Source organism: Roseimarinus sediminis (assembly GCF_050433125.1).
Classification (GTDB): Bacteria; Bacteroidota; Bacteroidia; order Bacteroidales; family Prolixibacteraceae; genus Roseimarinus; species Roseimarinus sediminis.
The window spans coordinates 664,435-685,384 of record NZ_JBNPXV010000001.1; the positions used below are offsets into that span (position 1 = coordinate 664,435).

The following is a 20,950-nucleotide window of genomic DNA, read 5'->3' on the forward strand; positions in this document are numbered from 1 at the left end:
TAGCAATTAATACTTTCCTGAAAAACCGATTTTAAGATTTATCTGTGCGAAATTAACATTGCATTACATTGTCAACATCGGCTTACCAATAAGCAAACCCTGACCAATTCGGTAGAAAAGGTTTGAATTAAGTATGTATATTTGTGGCTTGTTCAGAAAATATGGCAAAAGTTAAAAAAAATAAAAAGAATCAGGACCAGATGTCTTTCCTTGAACATCTCGAGGAATTAAGGTGGCATGTAGTGCGTGCTGCCCTGGGTGCCCTTGCTGTAACCATCGCAGCATTTATGAACCGTGATTTTATTTTCAACCAGGTGATATTGAAGCCCAAAAGCCCTGATTTCCCCACCAACTTGTTTTTTGCCAGGGTAAGCGACTGGCTGAATCAACTCCTGAACACCAACAGCGATGCGCTGGCCATCAATACCCAGCCCCTCAACATCGTGAATATCGAAATGGCGGGTCAGTTTATTTCTCACATTAAGGTTTCGCTGGTAGCCGGCATCATTGTTGCCAGTCCGTATATTTTTTGGGAAGTATGGCGCTTTATTAAACCTGCCTTGCATTCGAGTGAATCGAAATACGCTTCGGGTGCGGTTTTTTATACTTCCGTTTTGTTTTTGCTGGGAACCCTGTTCGGCTATTATGTGATTACCCCCTTATCAATCCATTTCCTAAGCAGCTACAATGTGAGTCAGGAAGTAGCCAATACCATTAAACTTAATTCCTACATCGGCACCGTCACTTCGGTTACTTTTGCTTCAGGTATAATTTTTGAACTTCCCATTGCGGTGTACTTTTTAAGTAAAGTGGGGCTGCTCACACCGCAATTCATGCGAAAATACCGAAAACACGCCTATGTACTGCTGCTCATTTTGAGTGCCATTATCACCCCCCCCGATGTTTTTAGTCAGATATTGGTTTGCTTCCCGCTGATCATTCTTTATGAAATAAGTGTATTTATTTCGCGTTACATAGTTGGGAAACAGGAAAAACGCGAACAGGAGGATGATGTTCGTTCAAGACGAGAGCATAGCAGGAAAGTCAATCCTGAAATGGAAAAACAAAGACGTACTTTTTTAGACGGAAGCGAAGAAGCAGAGCAGGAGCAAGCTGAAAATAAGAACAACACAAAAGCTGACAAAGATGAAACTGAGGGCTGAAAACATTGTTAAAAAATACAGGAAACGAACGGTTGTAAAGGGAGTTTCCATTGAACTCAATCAGGGCGAAATTGTAGGTTTGCTTGGACCTAACGGTGCCGGTAAAACCACCTCGTTTTACATGATTGTTGGTTTGATTCAGCCCAATGGCGGCAAAATTTTCATCGACGATGAGAACATCACCAAACTGCCGGTTTATAAAAGAGCTCAGAAAGGCATTGGTTACCTGGCTCAGGAAGCTTCGGTATTCAGGCATCTGAGTGTTGAAGACAACATCAGGGCCGTACTTGAGATGACCCGCTTATCGCATGAAGAACAGCGTGATAAAATGGAATCGCTCATCTCGGAATTCGGCCTTAATAAGGTACGAAAAAGTAAGGGCATTCAGCTGTCGGGAGGAGAACGCCGCCGTACCGAAATTGCCAGAGCACTCGCCATCGATCCGAGTTTCATCCTGCTCGACGAACCCTTTGCCGGGGTTGATCCCATTGCCGTAGAAGACATTCAAAACATTGTTTACCACTTAAAAGACCGAAATATCGGGATCCTTATCACCGACCATAACGTACACGAAACACTGGCCATTACCGACCGGTCGTACCTGCTTTTTGAAGGCTCCATCTTAAAGGCTGGAGCAGCCGATGAACTTGCAGCCGACGAAATGGTGCGTAAAGTGTACCTGGGGCAGAATTTCGAACTTCGAAAAACCCGGGAGAAATTTGAGCAGCGCCCAATCAGGCCTTCATCAGTTGAGAAGGACTCAACTGGTAACGCTCCTTAAAGCATTTGCTGAAATATCCTGCATCGGAGAAGCCGGTCAGAAAGGCAGTTTCCGAAACGTTGTAAGCACCTGTCTCGATTAGTTTACGGGCTTTAACGAGCCGGTATTCTTTTACAAAGTCGATGGGAGACAGCCCGGTTAAGCCTTTCATTTTTTCATAAAATTTACTTCGTCCCATTCCCAGTTCGATGTAAAGGGTTTCCATTTTAAAGCCCGGATCTGCCAGATGTTCTTCGATCACTTCGCGGCATCGGGTCAAAAAAGCAGCATCCCTTTCAGTCAGCTGAAGTTGTCCTTCTGACAAAAATCCGTCATGTTGTACGCCCGAAAAACTTTGTCTTAGCTGCTTTCGCTGGTTCAGCAGGTTCTCGATCTGGGCATGTAGCTGCATGCTGTTAAAGGGTTTTGTCAGGTAAGCATCCGCTCCGTACTTCAAACCTTCAATCTTACTTTCGACCGATGCACGGGCGCTAAGCAGTACCACAGGGATGTGGCTGGTTTCGAAGTTGTTCTTCAGCGTTTCGAGCAGTTCAAAACCATTCATTTCGGGCATCATCACATCCGATACAACAAGGTCGGGTTGTTCCGAAGCCGCACGTTGCATGCCCTCTCTGCCGTTTTCAGCTAAAATAACACGGTAAGCCGCTTCCAGTTGCAAACCCAGGAAACGTCTGAGGTCATCATCGTCTTCAACAATTAAAATCATGGGCAGGTTAGCTGAAAGCGATGCAGCCAGGGGCAGTGTTTCTTTTTCCTCATGAATTTCCCTTGCTTCCTGTTTGCCGGCTTCGTCTTCGGTGCCCGGTTGACATTGTGAATCACCTGCAAAGGAGGCAACAAAACATGCACCAGCTCCCGGCCCCGGCTCATAGTGCAAATCGCCCCGATGAAGCTGCATGATTTCTTTCGATAGCGACAATCCAATACCGGTACCCGGTTCAGCATGACGTGCATCGTGGCTCGAAAAAAGGGTAAACAATGACTTGATCTGGGCTGAAGCAATTCCTCTGCCATTATCAAGTACCTTTATTTCAGGGCCGGTTTTATTACGTTTCGAATCATTCACGATTATTTTAACGTGGCCGCCTTTGGGCGTAAACTTAAAGGCATTCGACAGCAAATTGAAAAGTACGGTATCGATCTTTTCTTCATCAAGCTTTGCAATCACCGGTTTTTCCGGAACTTCGAGGGTGAGTTGGATTTGTTTTGAAGCAGCCAGCTCTTCAAAATTTTTACTTACCCTGCCGGCCAGTTCCACAAGATCGACATTGTGTAGAACCAGGTTCATCTTTTTGCTTTGAATTTTTCGTAAATCGAGCAGCTGATTGACCAGCCGGTGCAATCGTTGGGCGTTCTGTTCAATCAATTCGGCATAAACTTTACCCTTCCTGCTCAGTTGTTCATTTCTTTTCAATTCTTTCGATGGTCCAAGGATCAGCGTCAACGGGGTTCGCAATTCATGCGAAATATTGGTGAAGAAACTGACCCTGGCATTGGTGATTTCCTTTTCGATAATCACCTTGTTGCGCAAGTGGATTATGGTGGTAATAATACGTCGCGACAGCTCTGCAAGCACAATCATTACAAGCAGATACAAAGCATAGGCCCAGGTGGTTTTCCAAATGGGTGGTGCAATGGTGATGCTTAATGTTGCCGGCTTACTTAATTGTTTTAGTTCGGGATTTGACAAAGCCACCCTGAACAGGTATTCACCATAAGGTACCTGAGCATAATCGGCCTGGTTTACTGCGTTGGCCTTTCGCCACTCCGTGTCGTAGCCTTCGAGCTGATATACGTACTGAAGCTGCTCGTTCAGTTTATAGTCTAATCCGGCCCAGCGAATTCCAAATACATTCTGCTTGTGTTTCAAACGAAGCGCGGAGGTTTCAATAAGTGCCTGCTCCAGCACACTTTCTGCACCAGGGGCCTGCTCCTCGCCAAAAAGATGAAAACCGGTCAGATAAAGAGCTACTTTTTTGGGTTCCCGCTTGAAGGAGTCGGGCTGAAAAACATACACACCGTTGTTGGCGCCCATGCAAATTGAACCATCCGATCGAACCGTGACAGCTCCTTCGGAGAAACCCGAAGACGTGAGCCCGTCGTTTTGACTGTAAGTTTCAAAAAGGCTTGTTTCGGGATGAAAGGAAGCGATCCCGTTTTCGGTGGCCATCCACAAAGTTCCGTTTCGATCGGGTACGATGGTGAATAGCATGTCGCTGGGCAAGCCGTCGTTTTTGGTCCATACCCTGAATGCCATGCTGTCGGCAGTATCGATGTTGTATTTGACCATGGCCAGGCCACCACCCAGCGACGACAACCACACCTGTCCGTTGGTGTCGGGATAAATCCAGAATAGGTCGTTACTGTGTAAGCCGGTGGTATTCGAGCTGTTATAAAAAGAAAAATTGAAGGGCTGCGTCCCGGTTTCTTTGAGCAACAGCATGCCGCCGGTTGTACCGGCCCACAATGAACCATTATGGTCGCATACCACATGGCGCACTCTTTTTGCCTTTTCATCGTCGATGTGATACAAGCCGTTACCCGGATGATGAAATTTACTTCCATCTTTAAGGTTGAGTCCACCGCCATAAGTGCCAATCCAAATTCGATTTTGCAGATCTTCGGTGATTGAATAAATGTTGTTGCTCGAAATGGAAAACGCCTTGTTGCTTTCATGGGTATAATGAACAACATCAAATTCGAGTTCCCCCTTTGGAGTAAGTTGAAAAAGTCCGTTTCCTTTTGTTCCCAGATAAATCATTCCCCTGCTGTCCTCAAACAGGGCATAAATGCGTCCAATTGCTTGATTGTTGAGGGTGTTGATCCGCTTTAACAGCTTAAAATAACGATCGAAAATGAATAATTCCTGATTTTTGCTTGCCATCCACAGCTTGCCGTTCCGGTCTTCGAGCAGGGCGCGCACTTCGTTGGCAATGCTGAAATTTGATCTCGACTCGGGCTGAATCAGGCGGAAGCGCTGATCAACAAAGGTTATTTTATCGATGCCTTTAAAATAAGTGCTCAGCCAGAGTACCCCGTCGGGATCTTTGTAAAAGCAATTCACAAAATTGGAGATTTTGCTTTGAGGGTCATTGGGCCGGTTGTAAAAATAAAGCAGCTCATCGCTGGCTTCATCGTAATAGCCAAAACCGCCACCTTTCAATGTCAACCAAACCACCGATTGGGCATCCTCCATGATTCCGCACTGAGCTGTAGTCCGCACGTCGGGGTGAACGGCCAGTTCCTGTGTATAGCGGCGATGGATTCCGGTATTCAAATCGATTTTTGAAATCCCGGCGGTATTGGTTTCAACCCACAGTCGCCTTTGTGAGTCGGCAAACATCTTTAAAACCACCTCCATTTCGGCAAACTGAAATTGACTTGTAAGCTTGGCCTCTTTTTCATTGTAAACAAAAATGCCCGACCCGCGTGTGCCAATATAAATTTCACTTCCTGAACTTCCATCGATGCTTGAAACAGCATGATCCGAAACTTCCAGCAATTCGGCAGCATCTGTTTCGGGCTTGTAGGTAATCAGACGGCCATTGTCTGTTCCAAAATAGCAAGATGCAGGCGATGCATAAAATGCAGTGATCCGGTTTTGCTGAAAAAGCAAGCGGGATAAATTCTTGCTTTCTTTCCGGTAATAAGCATCGGAGCTTTCATCGTAGGCAAGACAATGCATGCCTTTGTTGCTGCTGATCCAAACATTGCCAAAATGATCAGGACTGACCCCGTAAACATGCTTTCCAATCAAAGCCTCTGGCAGATTGTCGTTGATGCTGATTGTTTTAAACTGATTGCTCAAGGTATCGGTAACAATTCTGAAAACCCCTTTTTTATTCGTTGCAATCCAAACATCGCCGCTATTCAGCGGAAAAACGCCCACCACTGCATTGTTGGTCAACGAATCGTTGATGGCAGGCAAGGGTTCAAACTGTTCACTTTTACGGTTCAACCTGAAGGTTTTCGCATCGTAGGTGAGCACCCAGATATTGCCATGAAGGTCTTCCCAAAATTTTTCAATACGGTTGGAGCTGCCGCTTTCTGCTGTTGCATCCGATGGTTTAAACGTTTTGAATTCATTTCCATCGTAACGGTTGATCCCATCCCAGGTGGCAAACCACATGAAGCCACGGCCATCTTTTAACATGGCGGATACACTGCCGTGTGAAAGCCCGTCGTCGGTCGACAGGTGGTCGAATACACAGTCGTGCCAGGCTGCTTTTAACTGGCTTGTTAAAAGTATAAAAATTACCACCCAAAATATTCGAACTTTCATCATGAAGCAAGTGACCCGTTTACAACAAAAGTAAGCATTTGACAACAATAAAAACCGGTAAATATTTCCCGAATAGCGAGCCAAAGGCCAAATGTAAGTGCAAGAACACGACACCTGCTATCCATGCAAAACACAGATTAGCAGGCCTGAATCGTCGTTTTATGAACTTGTTGTTCACTTACCCGCTCAACTTTGATTCATTCGGTAATAATTACCTGTTCTGCGGTAAATTTTCCAGGCCGCTTGTTGCCGGCTCCACTAAATTTACCACTCAATGACTAACACACAATTAAATACATTACTATGAAACAAATCAGTACAATCTTATTCATGGCCATCATGCTGGCATTTACCAGTGTAAGTGCTCAGATGGCCGGCACCTACTCGTACGACTTCAGAGATGGTACCATCATCAGTAAGGGGCAGAGCGACGATGGCAAGCTCAGCCTGACGGGAAACTACAGCCACCACGGAGATAAATATGGCCTGAACATGAAAGTAGACGGCACCATCGACATTGTGGTCGATGGCAGCAGTACGCTTCAATTTCTGGGCTCCGCTTATTCGTCACTCAACATGGTGGGGACCGCCGCCACCGAAGGAGACCTCGGAACACAAAATACGAAAGTGGCCAATGACCTGAGCGACACCTACAATTTTGTTTATTCGGGTGGAGAAGCCACGCTTCATTTCAAAACCATTGCCGGATCGGGCAACGATTTGTATCTCCCCCTGATCGACATCATTCCCGCACAGGACGGAAGCCTGGCAACAGCAGCCGAAAAAGACATTATTTATTCCTTCGATTTGCGGAATGGAAGCATAATTCCCAACGAAACCAGCCTGAACGGCAATTACACCATTGAAAAGGGCTTGTTTAAAATTGAAAGCGGATCGAGCAATGCCTACGGTTACAATGGCGATCAGCACGGATCAATTCTTAAAACCGGAAACCAGATTACCTTACAGCTGGCTGGCAACTCCTACATAAAAATAGGCGGCTGTCAGTATTCTAACGGAAGCATCAGCGTGAGTGCCGAAAACGGGGCATTTGATGTAAACAGTCAGCCGTCGCAAACTGCTGAATGCTATCACAACGATGGCTCAAGCATCGACTTTCTGTATGCAGGCGATGCAGGATCGGTTGTACTGACCTTCGAAGGTACCACCTACATCCCGCTCATCGAAATTGTTCCTGTTCCCTTTGAAGTAACATTCGAAGCGTGGGTGCAAAAAACAGGAACCATCAGTATTAATGAAACGGTCATTAGCTATACTGCCGGCGAAAAATCGACCGACAATCCGACAGTAAGTGTAAGCGAAGGCACCGTGATCAGCTCGACTCCCGAAAGCGCATCCCTACGCATTGATCTTGCGGGCCAGGCACTTTCGGCTTACAGCCCAACCGTGTCGGGTGATATTGCAAAGGCTGAAATCTCGGGCGATTCGATCTTTCTGACTTTTAACGACGAAAGCACAAAGCCTGCACACTATTTACTGCTCGTTGCCGACAACAGCCAAACGGTGAAGGCTGAAGCAGGAAAGACCTATATATACAATTTTGCCGATGGCAGCGTGCTTCCTCAAACCAGCTACAAAAGCCTGCGCTACACCACTTTTGTAAGCAGTGACGGCCTGCTCACCTTGAACAGCAATACCGACAACGAAGCGGGTCAATATGGTTATCACGACGCTTCGCATGGTGCCGTGTTCTTTTCCGGAAATTCAATGGACATTGTTGTTGCAGGCAATGCCACCATCAGTTTTATCACCTGCACCTACGGTTCGGCTGTTGATGCTATTTTCGAAATAAGTGATGCTTCAGGCAAGGTGCTCGGATCGGCAGCTGCACAGAATATTGGCGGCAACGACGGTGCAGCCAGTAGTTTTTCGTACACCGGGAATGCCGGTGTACTTACCGCCACTTTAAAGAGTGCCGAATTTCCAACAGCTGAAATTTACATCCACGGTGTGACCATCGAAAATGCAGCTGAAATTATTTCGTCAAATGGTAAGGCCGATGTTTGGGACTTTGGCGCAGAACAACTGGACACCAGCCTATACAATAACCTGCTCGATGAAGCAGCCATCAATGCCTGGTACGATGAAGCCGTGACGAAGGGTAGCAGCGGAAATAACCTTCCTTCGTTCACAGCCGGTGTGTTGAGCTGGGTTGGAGGCGGAAACGACCGCCTGCGCACCTCCAATACCAAGCTGACCCGCTACGACGAGAATCTCTCGGGTGTTGAAGGATATACCGGAAGAATCTATGTGAACTCGGCAGCCAATTCGGGCCGGTTCATGAGTCTTACCCTCAGTGAAGACGATGAGCTCACCGTGATGGCGCTTTCTCAGTCGGCCGGAGGAAAACTGACCTTCGAATATGTGCCTGATCCTTCATCCCAAACCGATGTGCTGGATCTTCCCGGCGAGCTCACCGAACTCCAATATGTGGCCAAACAGGCAGGAACCTATCACATTTACGACAGTCAGGACAAACCCAGCTATTATCGCATCTATCGTCGCGATGCACGATACATTGCACTTTCGGGAAGTATTGATGTGAGCAATGCAGCAGGTATACCCGACAACTACAATGTGGTTTTCACCAACCAGGCTGGAAAAAGCTGGAAAGCCACCATGAGCGGCAATAACTACAGCCTAAAACTTCCATTGGGATTCAGTTATGAACTGAGTCTCGAAAATGCCAATGGTTACATTATCAGCAATGAAAACACACTGAGCATCGATGAGAACACCAATAAGCACGATGTTGTCATTCAAAAAGTAGCACTTTATACTGTTAGCGGTTCAATTAAAGGACTCGACGGACATCTTGGAGCACTCACGATGGAATTTGTTCCCGACCCGGCTGCCAACAAGCTCTTTGTGCCTCAGCCACAAATCGACGCCGAAAATGCAAGTTATACCGTTCAGCTTGAAGCCAACTGCACCTATACCGTTGAGGCCTTTGGTGTCAACGACTTTTTCCTTCCTGTAAATACCATCGAGATTGAGGAGGCCGATGCGACCATCGATCTGACTTTCGAAGCTAAACCTGTGTATGCTGTTTCAATCGAAGCCAATGGTTTAAATGAAGAGCAAAAAGCGAAGCTGGGATTAACTTTTACCCATCTCAACGAAGAAGCCTATCAGTATACTTTTGCCAACATCACAGACATTGCCCTGCGCGACGGTGTTTACAGCATTGCTTACAGCGGGCTCGACGAGTATCCTGTGAAGCTTGGTTTGAGTTCCAACCTGACCGTGGCCGGAGCTGCCACCTCCAAAACACTTCAATTTGAAGCCATCCGGAAATGGAGTTTTGATGACAAGGTAATCGAAAACGGCAGCGCCGCCTACAATGGACTACTATTTAGCGGATCGGTAAAGAATGAAGTAGCCAAGGGGCACCTTGCTGCCGGTGGAGGATCGACCATCCGGGTTCCGGTGAATGCAGGCGATAAGATGAGAGTAACTTTCTACTATTCGGCCGATTTCACCATCAACGAGACCGATCATTACAGCACTTCAAGCGGAAGCACCAGCACGCTCGAATATGCCGAATACACCTATGCCGGAGCCGACAAGGGCTACATCAGCATTGCTTTCGGAGCCGATGCAGGCACCTCGTACCTTACCGAGATCATGGTGGACGAAGCCGTTGCCTATCAGGCCGAGCTGTATGTTGGAAACGACAAAGCTTATCAAAGCATCAATGCAGCCCTCGATGCCGTGCGGAAGATGGTGCGCACAAACAACGAAAGGGTCAGCATCCTTATCGATCCGGGCAATTACGAGGAAATGCTGGTCATTGATGTCCCCAATGTAAGTTTGAAGAATGCATCGGATTCACCAGGCATTGCCCTGAAAAACAAAGGAGTCGATATTGACGAACAGGCCGTTCGTATCACTTCGTACTATGGCCATGGTTATAGCTATTACAGTATGGCTGACAATCAGAAATGGGATGCCGACGTACTCAGGGTGAACAAGGAGAATGGTTATCTTTCGTATGAAAACAAAGGATCAGGTACTACCAACGGTTCGTTCTGGAATGCCACCGTTGTTGTCAGTGCCGAAGGTTTCGAGGCCGATCATATCATCTTTGAAAATTCATTCAATCAATACATTTCGAAAAAGGAAAGTGAAGATGTGGTGGTGATGTGGGAATCGGGTAACAAGGGCGAACGCCCGGTGGATGTTGGTAATACCAGCGTTCAGAACAAAAGCTTTGTAGAGCGTGCAGCCGCCATTGCCATTACCAACAATGTCGATAAAGTGGTACTCAATCAATGCCGTGTTGTTGGCCGTCAGGACAGTTTCTTTGGAGGCTATAACAGCCGCGTGGTAGTGTATAAAGGCGCCATGATGGGTGGAACCGATTATTTGTTTGGCGGAATGAATGCCGTTTTCTACAAAAGTGACCTGGTGATGAATACCAGCGACGACAGCAACGACCGTAGTTACATTACCGCTGCACAGCAAGGCGAAGGTCGTGGCTATCTGATGTACGAATGCCGGGTAACATCGGCTGAACCCGAAACGGAAACGGCTTCAGTTTATCGTTCAAAACCAGGTTACTTTGGCCGTCCGTGGCAGGCTAGCACCAGCGAAGTGGTTTTCTACAATACCCAAATCGAAAGCTCGAACTATCCGGGTTACGAAGATCAGTCGCTGATCATGCCCATTGGCTGGCTCAGTTCACTGGGAGGTGAATCAACAAAGATGTACGAGTATGGTACCACCGAAGTTTCAGGCGAAGACAACCAGACGGCGAGGGCTTCATGGGCAACGCTGCTTGAGGAAGCAAAACTGAACGATGGCACCGAAATCACCACTTTCAACTTTACAAAAGGAAACGACAACTGGGACCCGCTACCCGCACTGATCGAGGCCGACAAAACAGGGACTCCCTTTGTTCCGTTTTCAAATACGATTAAAGTGTATGCCTTTGGTGAAAAGGTGCATGTAAGCAATGTTAAATCGGAATGCAGCATCCATATCTACAACATGAGCGGCCGGCTGGTTTATTCAGGCAAAAGCAAAGAGGACACACAAATAAGCCTTGAACAAGGACTGTGGATTGTGAAGGTGCAGGACAACAAGGGCATAAAAGCCGTTAAGCTGAGTACCAGCCATTGAGTTTAACTGCTTCATTAGGTGAAGAAAATACTTCATAAGTTGAAGGCCGATTGAATAGTTAGTTCATAGAAGGATAAGGGTACCGGCTTATGGTACCCTTATTTACTTTATCTCTGCTTAATATTGACTATTAATTTTTTATAAATTGTGCATTTTGAAAAATTAATTTATCTTTGCGCCGCTAAAAGCGGGCGTGGCGGAATTGGTAGACGCGCTAGACTTAGGATCTAGTGTCTTTGACGTGGGGGTTCGAGTCCCTTCGCCCGCACACCAACAAAACCTAACCGTTTGGAACCATGTTTAGGATCCGGACGGTTTTGAATTTATTAGAGAAAAAGGAAGCCAATTTAGCTTCAACAACAAAAATTTTAACTTGCTAGTTATATGAATATTACCAGGGAAAACATCGATGAGCTGAACGGAATCATTCGCGTTTCCATCGAAAAAGCTGATTACGAATCCAAGGTAGACGAAGTCCTGAACGACTATCGTAAAAAGGCCAACATGCCAGGTTTCCGTCCCGGAAAAATACCGCTGGGCCTTGTAAAAAAGATGTACGGCAAAGCCGCCTTGGTTGAAGAGGTAAACAAACTTCTTAGCAGCGAACTTTCGAAATACCTTGTCGAAGAAAAACTGAACATCCTTGGAGAACCACTTCCCAACGAAGAACTACAAAAGGACATCGACTGGGAAAAGGATGCCGATTTCGAATTTGTATTCGACATTGGTTTTGCCCCCGAGGCCAAAGTAAGCCTCGACAAACGAAGCAAATATACCCAGTATAAAATTGCCGTTTCCGACGAAATGATCAACGAACAGGTGGAGGCTTACACCAATCGTTTTGGTGAAAGCAAGGCAGCCGATACAGTGAGCGATAAGGGAACCGTAAGAGGCGACATTGTTCAGCTCGACGAAAACGGAAACGAAAAGGAAGACGGTCACAAAGTGGACATGGCACTCATTTCGATTGAAGTGATCAAAGACGAAGAGATCAAAAAGAACTTTGTTGGTAAAAAAGCCGACGACGAAGTGGTTTTCGACATCCGCAAGGCCTATCCCAACGACACAGAGCTTTCTTATCTTCTGAACATCGAGAAGGAGAATGCAGCCGAAATCAGCGGAGATTACAAAATCACCATTAAGGAGATCAATCAATTCGAGCCCGCTGAGATCAACGAAGAACTTTTCAAAAAGATTTATGGTGACGATACCGAAATCAAGGATGAAAAAGCCCTGCGTGAGAAGGTTCGGGGAGAGATCACCGATGCTTACGTACCCTCGTCGGACTATAAATTTGCACTCGATGCCCGCGACACCCTTGTAGCCAAGGCAAAAATGGATTTTCCCGAAGCATTCCTTAAGCGCTGGCTCAAGGCTACCAACAAGGAGCTGAGCGAAGAGCAAATCGAGAAAGACTTCGAGCACTTCCTGGCCGACCTCAAGTGGCAGATTATCAAAGACGACCTCATTAAAGAGAACGATCTGAAGGTTGATGAAGCCGAGGTCAACGAGCTGGCCATTGAAGTAGCTGCTGCCCAATTCCGTCAATACGGCATGTTCGATGTTCCTGAAGAACACCTGCAGGGTTTTGCCCAGCAAATGTTAAGCAAGGAAGAAGACCGTAACCGTTTGTTCAGCAAAAAAATGGAAGACAAGATCATGGAAGTGATCAAGTCGAAAGTGAATGTTGAAGAAAAAGAAGTAGCGAAAGAAGAATTCGACCAACTTTTTGAATAGACAAAAAGCAAAATACAATTTATATGAAAGAGACTGCCCTGTACGGGTGGTCTTTTTTGTTTCTTAGCTTAAATGGGGTGCTATGGCTGTCAGATCATGTCCCTCCGCTGTCAGCTTCGTTACCGGCTATGCCGGATGATGTCCCTCCGCTGTCAGCTTCATTGACCGCTGTGCCGGATGACGTCCCTTCTCTGCCGGGTTTGTTTCTAAGCCTGCCGGATAAAGTCCCCTTTCTGCCGGATGAAGTCCCCACGCTGTCAGCTTCGTTCCCCGCTTTTCAGCATGAAGTCCCCACTTTGTCAAATTCATTACTAATTCTGCCGGAGCGGATCCCCACTTTGTCGGCTTTGCTTCTATTGCTGTCGGATGAAGACCCCACGCTGATGTATTGCTTTCGGGCTTTGGCGGATATTGCAATTTTTTTGTCGGATGAGAATGTGTAGTTTCGGTTTACGGAATGGGTCTTAGGTAAACGCGGGATAACCGCAGAGGACACAGAGGAAACCACAAAGGACTCGAAGGAAAGCACGAAGGACACGAAGAAAAATACGAAGGATGTGGGCGTATGACTGAGAGTGGTGATTCATCGCTGGTAAATAACGAAGCATCGTAGCCAGGCGGAATTGGAACTACTTTCGCGCTCTTTTGCGTGGCGGGGGCAAACTTAGGCTGGCAATTACAGCAAAAGCCTTATTTTATGAATTAACCTTAGTAGTCCATAACAATACCAGAAGATTTAAGCTTATTAAGCAGTCAATATTTTTCTATATCCCGCTGGTGCGGAACACAGCGGGATTTTATCGCCATCGGCTCAAAGCGCAGCAGCCACTGCGAATTTGGGGCATATCCTGATAATCGGGTGTCGTTCTATTCGGGGCTTGTTTCGGTTCCACTTGTCTTCGTGCTTGTTCCAAGATTGGAAAGTACTTTTGCAAAGGTAAACTGTTCTTTTTTTAATGGTTCGTACTGGTAGTAGCTGGATGCTTTCTTGCAAATTCCAATGATCTCGTCGTAAATGAGTTCAAACGCATCGGCCAGCTCTTTTGTGATTTCTTTGCTTGCTCCCTTTAATGCTTCCTGGCTTACATTGGCTTGTTTAAAGCTGTCGGCATATCCAATGATCTTATCGAGCAGGCTTGGGTTGATGCCTTTTGCCGTGATTTCCTGACGCAAGGTTTCGGTCATGTTGGTTTTGAACTGATAAAGCAGTTGGATGAGCGCTTCCTGATTGTCTTTTTGTACATCACGCAGGTGTTTTGTAAAACCGAGCGTTTTTAGAATTTCGTCTCTTTGGGCTGTCTCTTTCTTAAAATCATCATCTATTTGTGTTTTAAAAAAGGAGACATCCCGTTTGGCCGGTACCTGAATGGCAATCAGGGAGGATGTTGCATCCCGCAGGCTTTTTTTGGCATCAATACCCAGATAGCTTTCAATTGCATCATCGATTTTGTTTCCTAAATCGTTTGCATACTGTTCTGTCCAATCGGTGCGGGTGGTTGAAAGTTCTGAAATGTTCGTTTTGAAACTTTCGGCGATGGTTTTAGATGCCATTAGCATCTCAACATCTTTACAATTGTAACTACGATTTTTAGTCATGGTGAATTAGTTTTTGATTTATTAATGAAAGATTAAATGTTTGAAAACAGGAAGTAATTTACGAAATGTATTTTAATAATGCATACAAAATTCTGTTAAAAAAATCATCAAAAAACTTCATAAGTGTATTGATGTCAGGGTGCTGTAATTTACAGTTTATACCATGAAATCAAAAGCAAGCTGACTATAATTATGTATAATATACTGTTTCGCCTGTAATAAAAGGCAAAGGACGGCTTTGATTTGCCTGAAGAAATAAGCTATTGGACAGGAGATAAAAAAATAAGCTATATTTATACTTTTAATGGAACAAAAATGACAGCAAAAGTAGAAGATAATGGGACCATTACCGAAACTGCTTATTGTGGTCCGTTTGTGTATGATGCTTCAGGCAGCACACTCAGTTTAAAATACATTGTTACTCCCGAAGGCCGTGTTGTTAAAAACGGTAGCACATGGGATTTTGAGTACAAGCTTACCGACCACCTTGGCAATACCCGGGCAGTAATCCATAAAGGCAGCAACGGTTTGGCCGAGGTGATACAGGAATGGCATTATTATCCGTTTGGTATGGAGATGAGCGGCCTCACTGCTGGCACAAGTTCTAACAAATATTTATATAACGGCAAGGAGTTGCAAACCGATTTTGACCTTGATTGGTACGATTACGGTGCACGTTTTTACGACCCCGCTTTAGCCCGCTGGCACAGCATAGACCCGCTGGCAGAAGATTATTATTCACTTTCTACTTATAATTATGTTGCAAACAATCCTTTGAAATTTATTGACCCCAATGGTATGTCCATAGATAATTATGGGGTTCATCAAAATGGAAATGTTACTTTGTTAGAGGCGACAGAAGATAATTATGATGTATTGTATGCTGTTGATGAAAATGGACAAAAGCAAGATACGAACGGAGATAGTCAGGTGAGCGAATCTGATGGTCAAAAAGTCAATGATCAATCAATTTTACCACAATTAGCAGAAAACAGAGGTGGTAATAATGGACAATATGCAATAGGCAGCTCATTAGAAGACATTGGAAATATATTTCTTTTTGCTTCAAAGAACACCAATGTGGAATTTGGTTTTTCTTCATTCAAGCAAAATAAAAGTGATATTTACATTGTAAATACTAATCACACCATTGATCATGTAAGTAAACCTTTTAAACTTGGATATAGCGAGTTTGATTTAAGGTACCATTTGCATTCTCATCCAGGAATGGAAGCTTATGGTGAATGGTATGATGGTACGAAAGGTGGATCCTCAGGAGATATGTCAAAGCTTGGAGTATATTATAATAATTGGATTGCTAAAGGTAATAATCCCAGTGCATTTCCAAAACATGGGGTATTCCATAAATCAACCAGTACTATTTATTATTATACGCCCTGGAAAGAGAGTATAAAAGGACATACTTTTAAATAATTTTGAATTATGAGAATGTCACTTATATTCATAGCAGTATTGCTTGCGAGCTGCATGTCAACAAATAAAGTTACAACAACAGCAAGCCCCAAAGATTATTATCCAATTAACAATAATCTTCAGACTGAAATCTCTTCATTTAGTGATTTTATTGATCGCTTAACTGCAGAAAATTTTTTTTTAGATTCAAACATTATATCTGTTGAATTTAAAAAAGATAAAGGAGAATGTTTTGTTGTGATTGGAACTACGGATATATACAATTCTGAGTTAATGGAAGGTTATATTTTATTCGGAAATAAAATGGTAGTATTTTATGAATCCGATAATGCTTGTGCATCTGACTTAGTAAATTTTAATAAACTTAAACATAGGCTTTTGGATGGATATAATGATCAAAATTCAAAAGAAGCTCAAAATATCTTTGATCCATTTGGCAGAAAATTTAAAATCAAGAAGGACAACTCCTTAGAATTAGTATATGAAGGTTTCTATTAATCTATTACAAAGAAAAAGCCCGGCAAGATGCCAGGGCTTTTATTTTAACCTCATACTAATCGGAATGTTGGCAGCGGCTGCTGCGGTTTTACCTAAGGGTGATTCCGCTACCCGGAACTTCACATTCGTTTGTTTTCGATTGTAAACCGCGTCTTTGAATTTGTAAATCCATGTCCGCACCGCTGGTAAAGTTATAGCTGCCGCTGTTTTTCGGCTGCAATTATCCGATAGACAAAGCGGTCAAACCCAAATTAATGTATACTTTTGGCTGAACGTTCTTTGAGTACAGGCAGTTGTTGAACCGGGAAGCAGTGCCGGATATGCCAATGTATTGCAGAAACCAACTATTTTCAGCATGAAATCCAGGGTGTAACCCAATGGCAATATCAGTATTTTCTAAAAGACCTTCCGATAACTATCGGAATGGGCAATACCCGTGTAACGTTTAGTGTTGATCATTATACCAAAAATGCTTATGTTACTCAAACTTGTCAATATTATCCATTTGGCATGGCATTTAATAAAAATGACTATTATCCGGGCATCGATAATTACAACGTGAACCGTAACTTGTATAATGGTAAAGAACTCCAGGACGATAATCTAGATGGTGTAAGTTTGAATTGGTATGATTACGGGGCAAGGTTCTATGACCCCTTAATCGGTAGGTTCCATACGCAAGATGCTTTTGCAGAGAAATATTATGATTTTTCTCCATATCAATACGGTGCGAATAATCCAATTGCTAATGTTGACATAAATGGAGATTCAATTTGGTTCACACAAACAGACAATGCTTACACCATGCATGTTTCTGGAAAACTTATTAATATGTCTGACAATAATGTCAACATGGGAAAGGCTTTAAAAGGGATTATATCTCAATTACAATCAACTTTTTCTGGTGAAGTAGATGGAATGACTTTTAACACAGAGGTTGATTTATCAGTTGCTGAAACTATGGATGATGTTTCAGAAAGCGACCATCTTTTTGTACTATCTGAAATAACCAATGATAAAATTGGAGGAGCTGCAAATGACTTTGGAGGCAAAGTTGCCTTTCTGGATGCAGATTACTTTACTGGTCCTTTTGATGCAACAATAGGGAATGTAGGAGAAAAGTTGGCAGCACATGAGTTCGGACATTTGTTAAACTTAAGACATTTTGACGGGAATACGAATATTATGAGAACAAAAGAACAAAGCGGATGGTATTCGTTTGCAACAAGAACTACATCAAGACAATTAAACCAGACAATGGGAAGTTACAATGCAGGTGCACTCAATCAAGGAAGTCCATTTGGGATTATGGGATTACCTAATACAGGGAAGGTATCAAGCATCATACGCCTAAGACAAATAGAGCAAAAAAGAAGAAAAACATTCAACTTCCCCGGTATTAATTAAATCGAAAAATCATGAAGCGGTTAAAAAAAATCATATATGTAATACTTTTGGCTATAGTATTGTATCTGATAGGGTTTGAGGTTTTTTATTATGTCAAAAATAAGGGGAACGTTATATTTTACGTAAGCAATCAATCTGCTCTAGTTGATACAGTTGACATAAGAGTTATCGTGGATGGGAAAGAGGTTGTAAATGGCACATTCATAGCAGGTAATCTACATAACTTTGAAAAACATACTATTAAGCTACGCCCTTTTAGTACACATGGAATTGAGGTATACTCTGATAAATTGCATGTAAAAACAAAAAATGAATTTAGGTTCTATTTTGTAACCTGGGTATCAATTAATTTTTGGGATGAAAAGCAGAAAAATATACCAATATATTGGTTCTCAGTAAGCAGGAGTTTACGACCTTTGATATTTATGTGAACATATGGTGTCAAATAATAAAGAAGCCCGGCAATTGCCGGGCTTTGCTTTTTATAAAAAGATGTTTTAATGTACCAGTTTTTGCCCTGCTCTTCTGGATATGCAGAATGATGGCAAGCGGCTGGTGGCGATTTACCTAAGGGTGATCTTCGATTGCAATCGCCTCCTACAGGCACGGGATTTTCAATCCCGTAATTAAATATTTTCCTTATTTTTACATTCATGAAAACCCTATAAGGGAAGAAATAGTGCCAAATCCGGTTGATTATTTGTACAGTTCAGCACGTGATTGCGCAGGAGAGAAGGGGTTGGTTGATATAGAGCTTGCTTAATGTAAAAGGATTATAAATCCTAAGCCAAGAAGCGCGGTATTTACTTTTTTACAGAGCAAAATATATATCAGATTTAAAGGCCGAGACAACAACATATTAGCAACGAATGATAGTTGTGAACTATTTACCATAGAAAAACAAATCGGAAGTAGATTCATAATTGAATAAAAATATGTTTTTGTGAAAAAAGGAAAAACCTTCCGAATTAGGAGGTTTTTCCTTTTTTATGGAATCAGCTTAATAAGTTCCGTGATTTCTTTATCGGAAAGGTTTTCAATGTCGGATTTATCGTAAATGGCAAGCAGGGAAACGGTATCATCCTTAAAAAGCACATGGGTTATAATGCGTGAACCGCCCGATTTGCCTTTGCCCTTGCTGGCAATGGCCATGCGTATTTTATAACAGTTGTGGCCAATGGAAGTCCCTTTTTCCGGTTCTTCTTTCAATTCAGAGATAAGCGTTTGCAGTTCCTTTTTGAGCGACGGGAATTTTTTCACCAGTCGTTTGGCCTGGCGTTCAAAAACGGATATGGTCTTAACCTTAAAGCTCATTGAGAAAATCTTCGGCGTTGCGGGCTTGTAACTTGCCGTTCATCACCAGTTTCATTTCTTCAACAGCCTCGGCTAACTCAGCCATAAATTGTTTTTTATTCCTTAAGCGGTCGAGCTCTTCAAGGTCTTTTTGAATCTTTTCCCAATCTTCTATGGGGAGCTGCACTGCATTTTTATGCCCTTTTTTATCTGTAATATACTGTAAGTTCATCGTGCTTGTTTTTAATGTGTTGCATAAGCCTTGCGGGTCTTGAAATCCCTGATCAGAGCATCAATGACCATGAACACTTGTTTCTTTTCATCCGCAGGCAGTGTCGAAACATCCTGTACTCTGCGGAGTGTATCCTTGTCCAGTTCAAAATCTGATTTACCAACCATGTAGTCGATCGACACTTCGAGTGCATCGGCAATTTTTATAATCACCTCGATCGAAGGTTTTACTTCGTCCCGTTCATATCGTCCGATAATATCGCCCGATGTTCCCGCTTTCTTCCCAAGCTCGCTTTGTGAAAAACCTTTGGCCTTCCTTAAAGCGGTAATATGTTGTCCCAGCGTCATACCTATGTGTCTTTAAAACGACTTAATTAATATGTTTTGTGCAAAAATAGCTGATAAATAGGTCAGAAACAAGCCTTATGCTTCTTTAAATTCTCTGATCTGTATTTTAGATTTGTGATAGATATATCAGAAAATAATTATTTGGGAATATTTATCAACTATGAAGATTCCCGACATTAAGGCAAGTTTAAGCATCCAAACTGTACTCCAACTGCGAAAATATTAAGTACAGCTTGCACCACTTGTTCCAGTCGGTTCGAAAAACAAAGCCGGAGACCGGTAGTGCAAAACAGATAAGGGCAAGTGTGATCACTTACAGGCTAAAAACTACAAAATCCGGCATGTTCTATACATAGCCGACCATGAACAAGTAAGCAGCACCGAAAGGTGCCAGTTGAACAACCTGGACAAGCTGCAGGAAAAGATTGAGAAGAGACATCCGTTAAACCACAAACAAAACTAAATATTAATCGTTATTTTTGTATTGCATAAAAGATGGAAGTCATGAGTTTAGAAGCAAGGAAAATTAATCTTATTAACTGGATATCATCAGTGCAAGAGACAGATATTATTGATAAGATAGAAAAGATACAAAATGAAAAAACGGATTGGTGGGATACCATCAACAGAGAAGACAGGCAGGCAATAGAAGAAGGGCTTGAACAGCTTGACAAGGGGGAATTTTTAACCCGTTCCCAGGTTAGAAACAGGATTAAAGAGAAATTTAACTTTTAGAGTATGCCTTATCCTGTCCGCTATTCCACCCGGTCTTCCGAGGAATACGAAGAAATCCTTGATTACGTTTTTAATAAATTTGGTGCAGCCGTGGCAGCCAAAGTTGATATGTGTTTTGAAAAAGTAATTGACCAAATTGCGATAAACCCCAATCTTTATCCTTACTCAGATAAGAAAGAAAATCTGAGGCGTTGTGTTATCAGTTCACAAACAACATTATATTATCGTTTTAACGGAACGAATATCGAGTTGGCCAGTTTTAGGGGAAATAGGATGAACCCGGCAACGCTCGGCTTATGA

The 20,950-nt window shown here is 43.4% G+C and carries 16 protein-coding genes and 1 tRNA gene; 11 read left to right on the forward strand and 6 right to left on the reverse strand.

Features of this window, described 5'->3' with window-relative positions:
- Positions 1 to 161 precede the first annotated feature (161 nt).
- Entirely contained in the window at positions 162 to 1,163 is a 1,002-nt protein-coding gene (gene tatC, locus FHS86_RS02575) for a twin-arginine translocase subunit TatC (RefSeq protein ID WP_429410816.1), read from the forward strand.
- Positions 1,147 to 1,944: an LPS export ABC transporter ATP-binding protein gene (lptB, locus tag FHS86_RS02580; RefSeq protein WP_429410817.1), complete on the forward strand. Its 798-nt coding sequence runs from the start codon at positions 1,147 to 1,149 to the stop codon at positions 1,942 to 1,944. The genes tatC and lptB overlap by 17 nt, the downstream gene beginning before the upstream one ends.
- On the opposite strand, the gene FHS86_RS02585 is transcribed toward lptB, so the two are convergent.
- The gene (locus FHS86_RS02585) at positions 1,898 to 6,229 is read right to left on the reverse strand and encodes a hybrid sensor histidine kinase/response regulator transcription factor (protein ID WP_429410818.1); all 4,332 of its coding nucleotides are present in this window, start codon (positions 6,227 to 6,229) and stop codon (positions 1,898 to 1,900) included. The genes lptB and FHS86_RS02585 overlap by 47 nt on opposite strands.
- A 300-nt stretch (positions 6,230 to 6,529) precedes the next feature.
- Here FHS86_RS02585 and FHS86_RS02590 point away from each other — a divergent pair, with 300 nt between their 5' ends.
- The 4 genes from FHS86_RS02590 to FHS86_RS02605 all read left to right on the forward strand — a co-directional run bounded on the left by FHS86_RS02590 (position 6,530) and on the right by FHS86_RS02605 (position 13,551).
- A complete protein-coding gene (locus FHS86_RS02590) occupies positions 6,530 to 11,371 on the forward strand; it encodes a pectinesterase family protein (protein ID WP_429410821.1) in 4,842 nt (1,613 codons plus the stop codon).
- Between the two features lie 187 nt (positions 11,372 to 11,558).
- Positions 11,559 to 11,639, forward strand: a tRNA-Leu gene (locus tag FHS86_RS02595).
- Positions 11,640 to 11,755: 116 nt separating this feature from the next.
- Positions 11,756 to 13,108, forward strand: coding sequence for a trigger factor (gene tig, locus FHS86_RS02600; protein WP_429410822.1), 1,353 nt, complete (start codon positions 11,756 to 11,758; stop codon positions 13,106 to 13,108).
- 23 nt (positions 13,109 to 13,131) lie between these two features.
- Positions 13,132 to 13,551 (forward strand): hypothetical protein, encoded by a 420-nt coding sequence (locus FHS86_RS02605; protein WP_429410825.1) that lies wholly within the window; start codon positions 13,132 to 13,134, stop codon positions 13,549 to 13,551.
- A gap of 424 nt (positions 13,552 to 13,975) precedes the next feature.
- On the opposite strand, the gene FHS86_RS02610 is transcribed toward FHS86_RS02605, so the two are convergent.
- Positions 13,976 to 14,704 carry a BTB/POZ domain-containing protein gene (locus tag FHS86_RS02610; protein ID WP_429410827.1) on the reverse strand — a complete coding sequence of 243 codons (729 nt, stop codon included), beginning with the start codon at positions 14,702 to 14,704 and terminating at the stop codon, positions 13,976 to 13,978.
- Between the two features lie 243 nt (positions 14,705 to 14,947).
- Here FHS86_RS02610 and FHS86_RS02615 point away from each other — a divergent pair, with 243 nt between their 5' ends.
- From FHS86_RS02615 to FHS86_RS02625, 3 genes are all read left to right on the forward strand, one after another.
- Positions 14,948 to 16,138, forward strand: coding sequence for an RHS repeat-associated core domain-containing protein (locus FHS86_RS02615; RefSeq protein WP_429410829.1), 1,191 nt, complete (start codon positions 14,948 to 14,950; stop codon positions 16,136 to 16,138).
- A 9-nt stretch (positions 16,139 to 16,147) separates the two neighbouring features.
- Positions 16,148 to 16,636 (forward strand): hypothetical protein, encoded by a 489-nt coding sequence (locus tag FHS86_RS02620; RefSeq protein WP_429410830.1) that lies wholly within the window; start codon positions 16,148 to 16,150, stop codon positions 16,634 to 16,636.
- Between the two features lie 423 nt (positions 16,637 to 17,059).
- The gene (locus FHS86_RS02625; protein ID WP_429410832.1) at positions 17,060 to 18,043 is read left to right on the forward strand and encodes an RHS repeat-associated core domain-containing protein; all 984 of its coding nucleotides are present in this window, start codon (positions 17,060 to 17,062) and stop codon (positions 18,041 to 18,043) included.
- A gap of 322 nt (positions 18,044 to 18,365) precedes the next feature.
- Here FHS86_RS02625 and FHS86_RS02630 read toward each other — a convergent pair whose 3' ends face one another.
- From FHS86_RS02630 to FHS86_RS02645, 4 genes are all read right to left on the reverse strand, one after another.
- A complete protein-coding gene (locus FHS86_RS02630; protein WP_429410833.1) occupies positions 18,366 to 18,698 on the reverse strand; it encodes a hypothetical protein in 333 nt (110 codons plus the stop codon).
- Between the two features lie 332 nt (positions 18,699 to 19,030).
- Positions 19,031 to 19,357, reverse strand: a complete 327-nt coding sequence (locus tag FHS86_RS02635) for a type II toxin-antitoxin system RelE/ParE family toxin (RefSeq protein WP_429410835.1) — start codon at positions 19,355 to 19,357, stop codon at positions 19,031 to 19,033.
- The gene (locus FHS86_RS02640) at positions 19,347 to 19,568 is read right to left on the reverse strand and encodes a hypothetical protein (RefSeq protein ID WP_429410837.1); all 222 of its coding nucleotides are present in this window, start codon (positions 19,566 to 19,568) and stop codon (positions 19,347 to 19,349) included. The genes FHS86_RS02635 and FHS86_RS02640 overlap by 11 nt, the downstream gene beginning before the upstream one ends.
- An 11-nt stretch (positions 19,569 to 19,579) precedes the next feature.
- Positions 19,580 to 19,915, reverse strand: coding sequence for a helix-turn-helix domain-containing protein (locus FHS86_RS02645; RefSeq protein ID WP_429410838.1), 336 nt, complete (start codon positions 19,913 to 19,915; stop codon positions 19,580 to 19,582).
- A 504-nt stretch (positions 19,916 to 20,419) separates the two neighbouring features.
- Between FHS86_RS02645 and FHS86_RS02650 the strand changes: the two genes are divergently transcribed.
- Together FHS86_RS02650 and FHS86_RS02655 are read left to right on the forward strand one after the other, a co-directional pair.
- On the forward strand, positions 20,420 to 20,650 hold the full coding sequence (locus tag FHS86_RS02650) for a hypothetical protein (protein WP_429410840.1): 231 nt from the start codon (positions 20,420 to 20,422) through the stop codon (positions 20,648 to 20,650).
- 3 nt (positions 20,651 to 20,653) lie between these two features.
- On the forward strand, positions 20,654 to 20,950 hold the full coding sequence (locus FHS86_RS02655; protein WP_429410843.1) for a type II toxin-antitoxin system RelE/ParE family toxin: 297 nt from the start codon (positions 20,654 to 20,656) through the stop codon (positions 20,948 to 20,950).

Bases quoted from the DNA above. Each gene is read 5' to 3' on its own strand.
- FHS86_RS02650 (WP_429410840.1), top strand. From the start codon at position 20,420: ATGAGTTTAGAAGCAAGGAAAATTAATCTTATTAACTGGATATCATCA.
- FHS86_RS02605 (WP_429410825.1), top strand. From the start codon at position 13,132: ATGAAAGAGACTGCCCTGTACGGGTGGTCTTTTTTGTTTCTTAGCTTA.
- FHS86_RS02610 (WP_429410827.1), bottom strand. From the start codon at position 14,704: ATGACTAAAAATCGTAGTTACAATTGTAAAGATGTTGAGATGCTAATG.
- FHS86_RS02640 (WP_429410837.1), bottom strand. From the start codon at position 19,568: ATGAACTTACAGTATATTACAGATAAAAAAGGGCATAAAAATGCAGTG.
- FHS86_RS02655 (WP_429410843.1), top strand. From the start codon at position 20,654: ATGCCTTATCCTGTCCGCTATTCCACCCGGTCTTCCGAGGAATACGAA.
- FHS86_RS02585 (WP_429410818.1), bottom strand. From the start codon at position 6,229: ATGATGAAAGTTCGAATATTTTGGGTGGTAATTTTTATACTTTTAACA.
- tig (WP_429410822.1), top strand. From the start codon at position 11,756: ATGAATATTACCAGGGAAAACATCGATGAGCTGAACGGAATCATTCGC.
- FHS86_RS02645 (WP_429410838.1), bottom strand. From the start codon at position 19,915: ATGACGCTGGGACAACATATTACCGCTTTAAGGAAGGCCAAAGGTTTT.
- FHS86_RS02625 (WP_429410832.1), top strand. From the start codon at position 17,060: ATGGGCAATACCCGTGTAACGTTTAGTGTTGATCATTATACCAAAAAT.
- FHS86_RS02620 (WP_429410830.1), top strand. From the start codon at position 16,148: ATGAGAATGTCACTTATATTCATAGCAGTATTGCTTGCGAGCTGCATG.
- tatC (WP_429410816.1), top strand. From the start codon at position 162: ATGGCAAAAGTTAAAAAAAATAAAAAGAATCAGGACCAGATGTCTTTC.
- FHS86_RS02635 (WP_429410835.1), bottom strand. From the start codon at position 19,357: ATGAGCTTTAAGGTTAAGACCATATCCGTTTTTGAACGCCAGGCCAAA.
- FHS86_RS02630 (WP_429410833.1), bottom strand. From the start codon at position 18,698: ATGAATGTAAAAATAAGGAAAATATTTAATTACGGGATTGAAAATCCC.
- FHS86_RS02590 (WP_429410821.1), top strand. From the start codon at position 6,530: ATGAAACAAATCAGTACAATCTTATTCATGGCCATCATGCTGGCATTT.
- lptB (WP_429410817.1), top strand. From the start codon at position 1,147: ATGAAACTGAGGGCTGAAAACATTGTTAAAAAATACAGGAAACGAACG.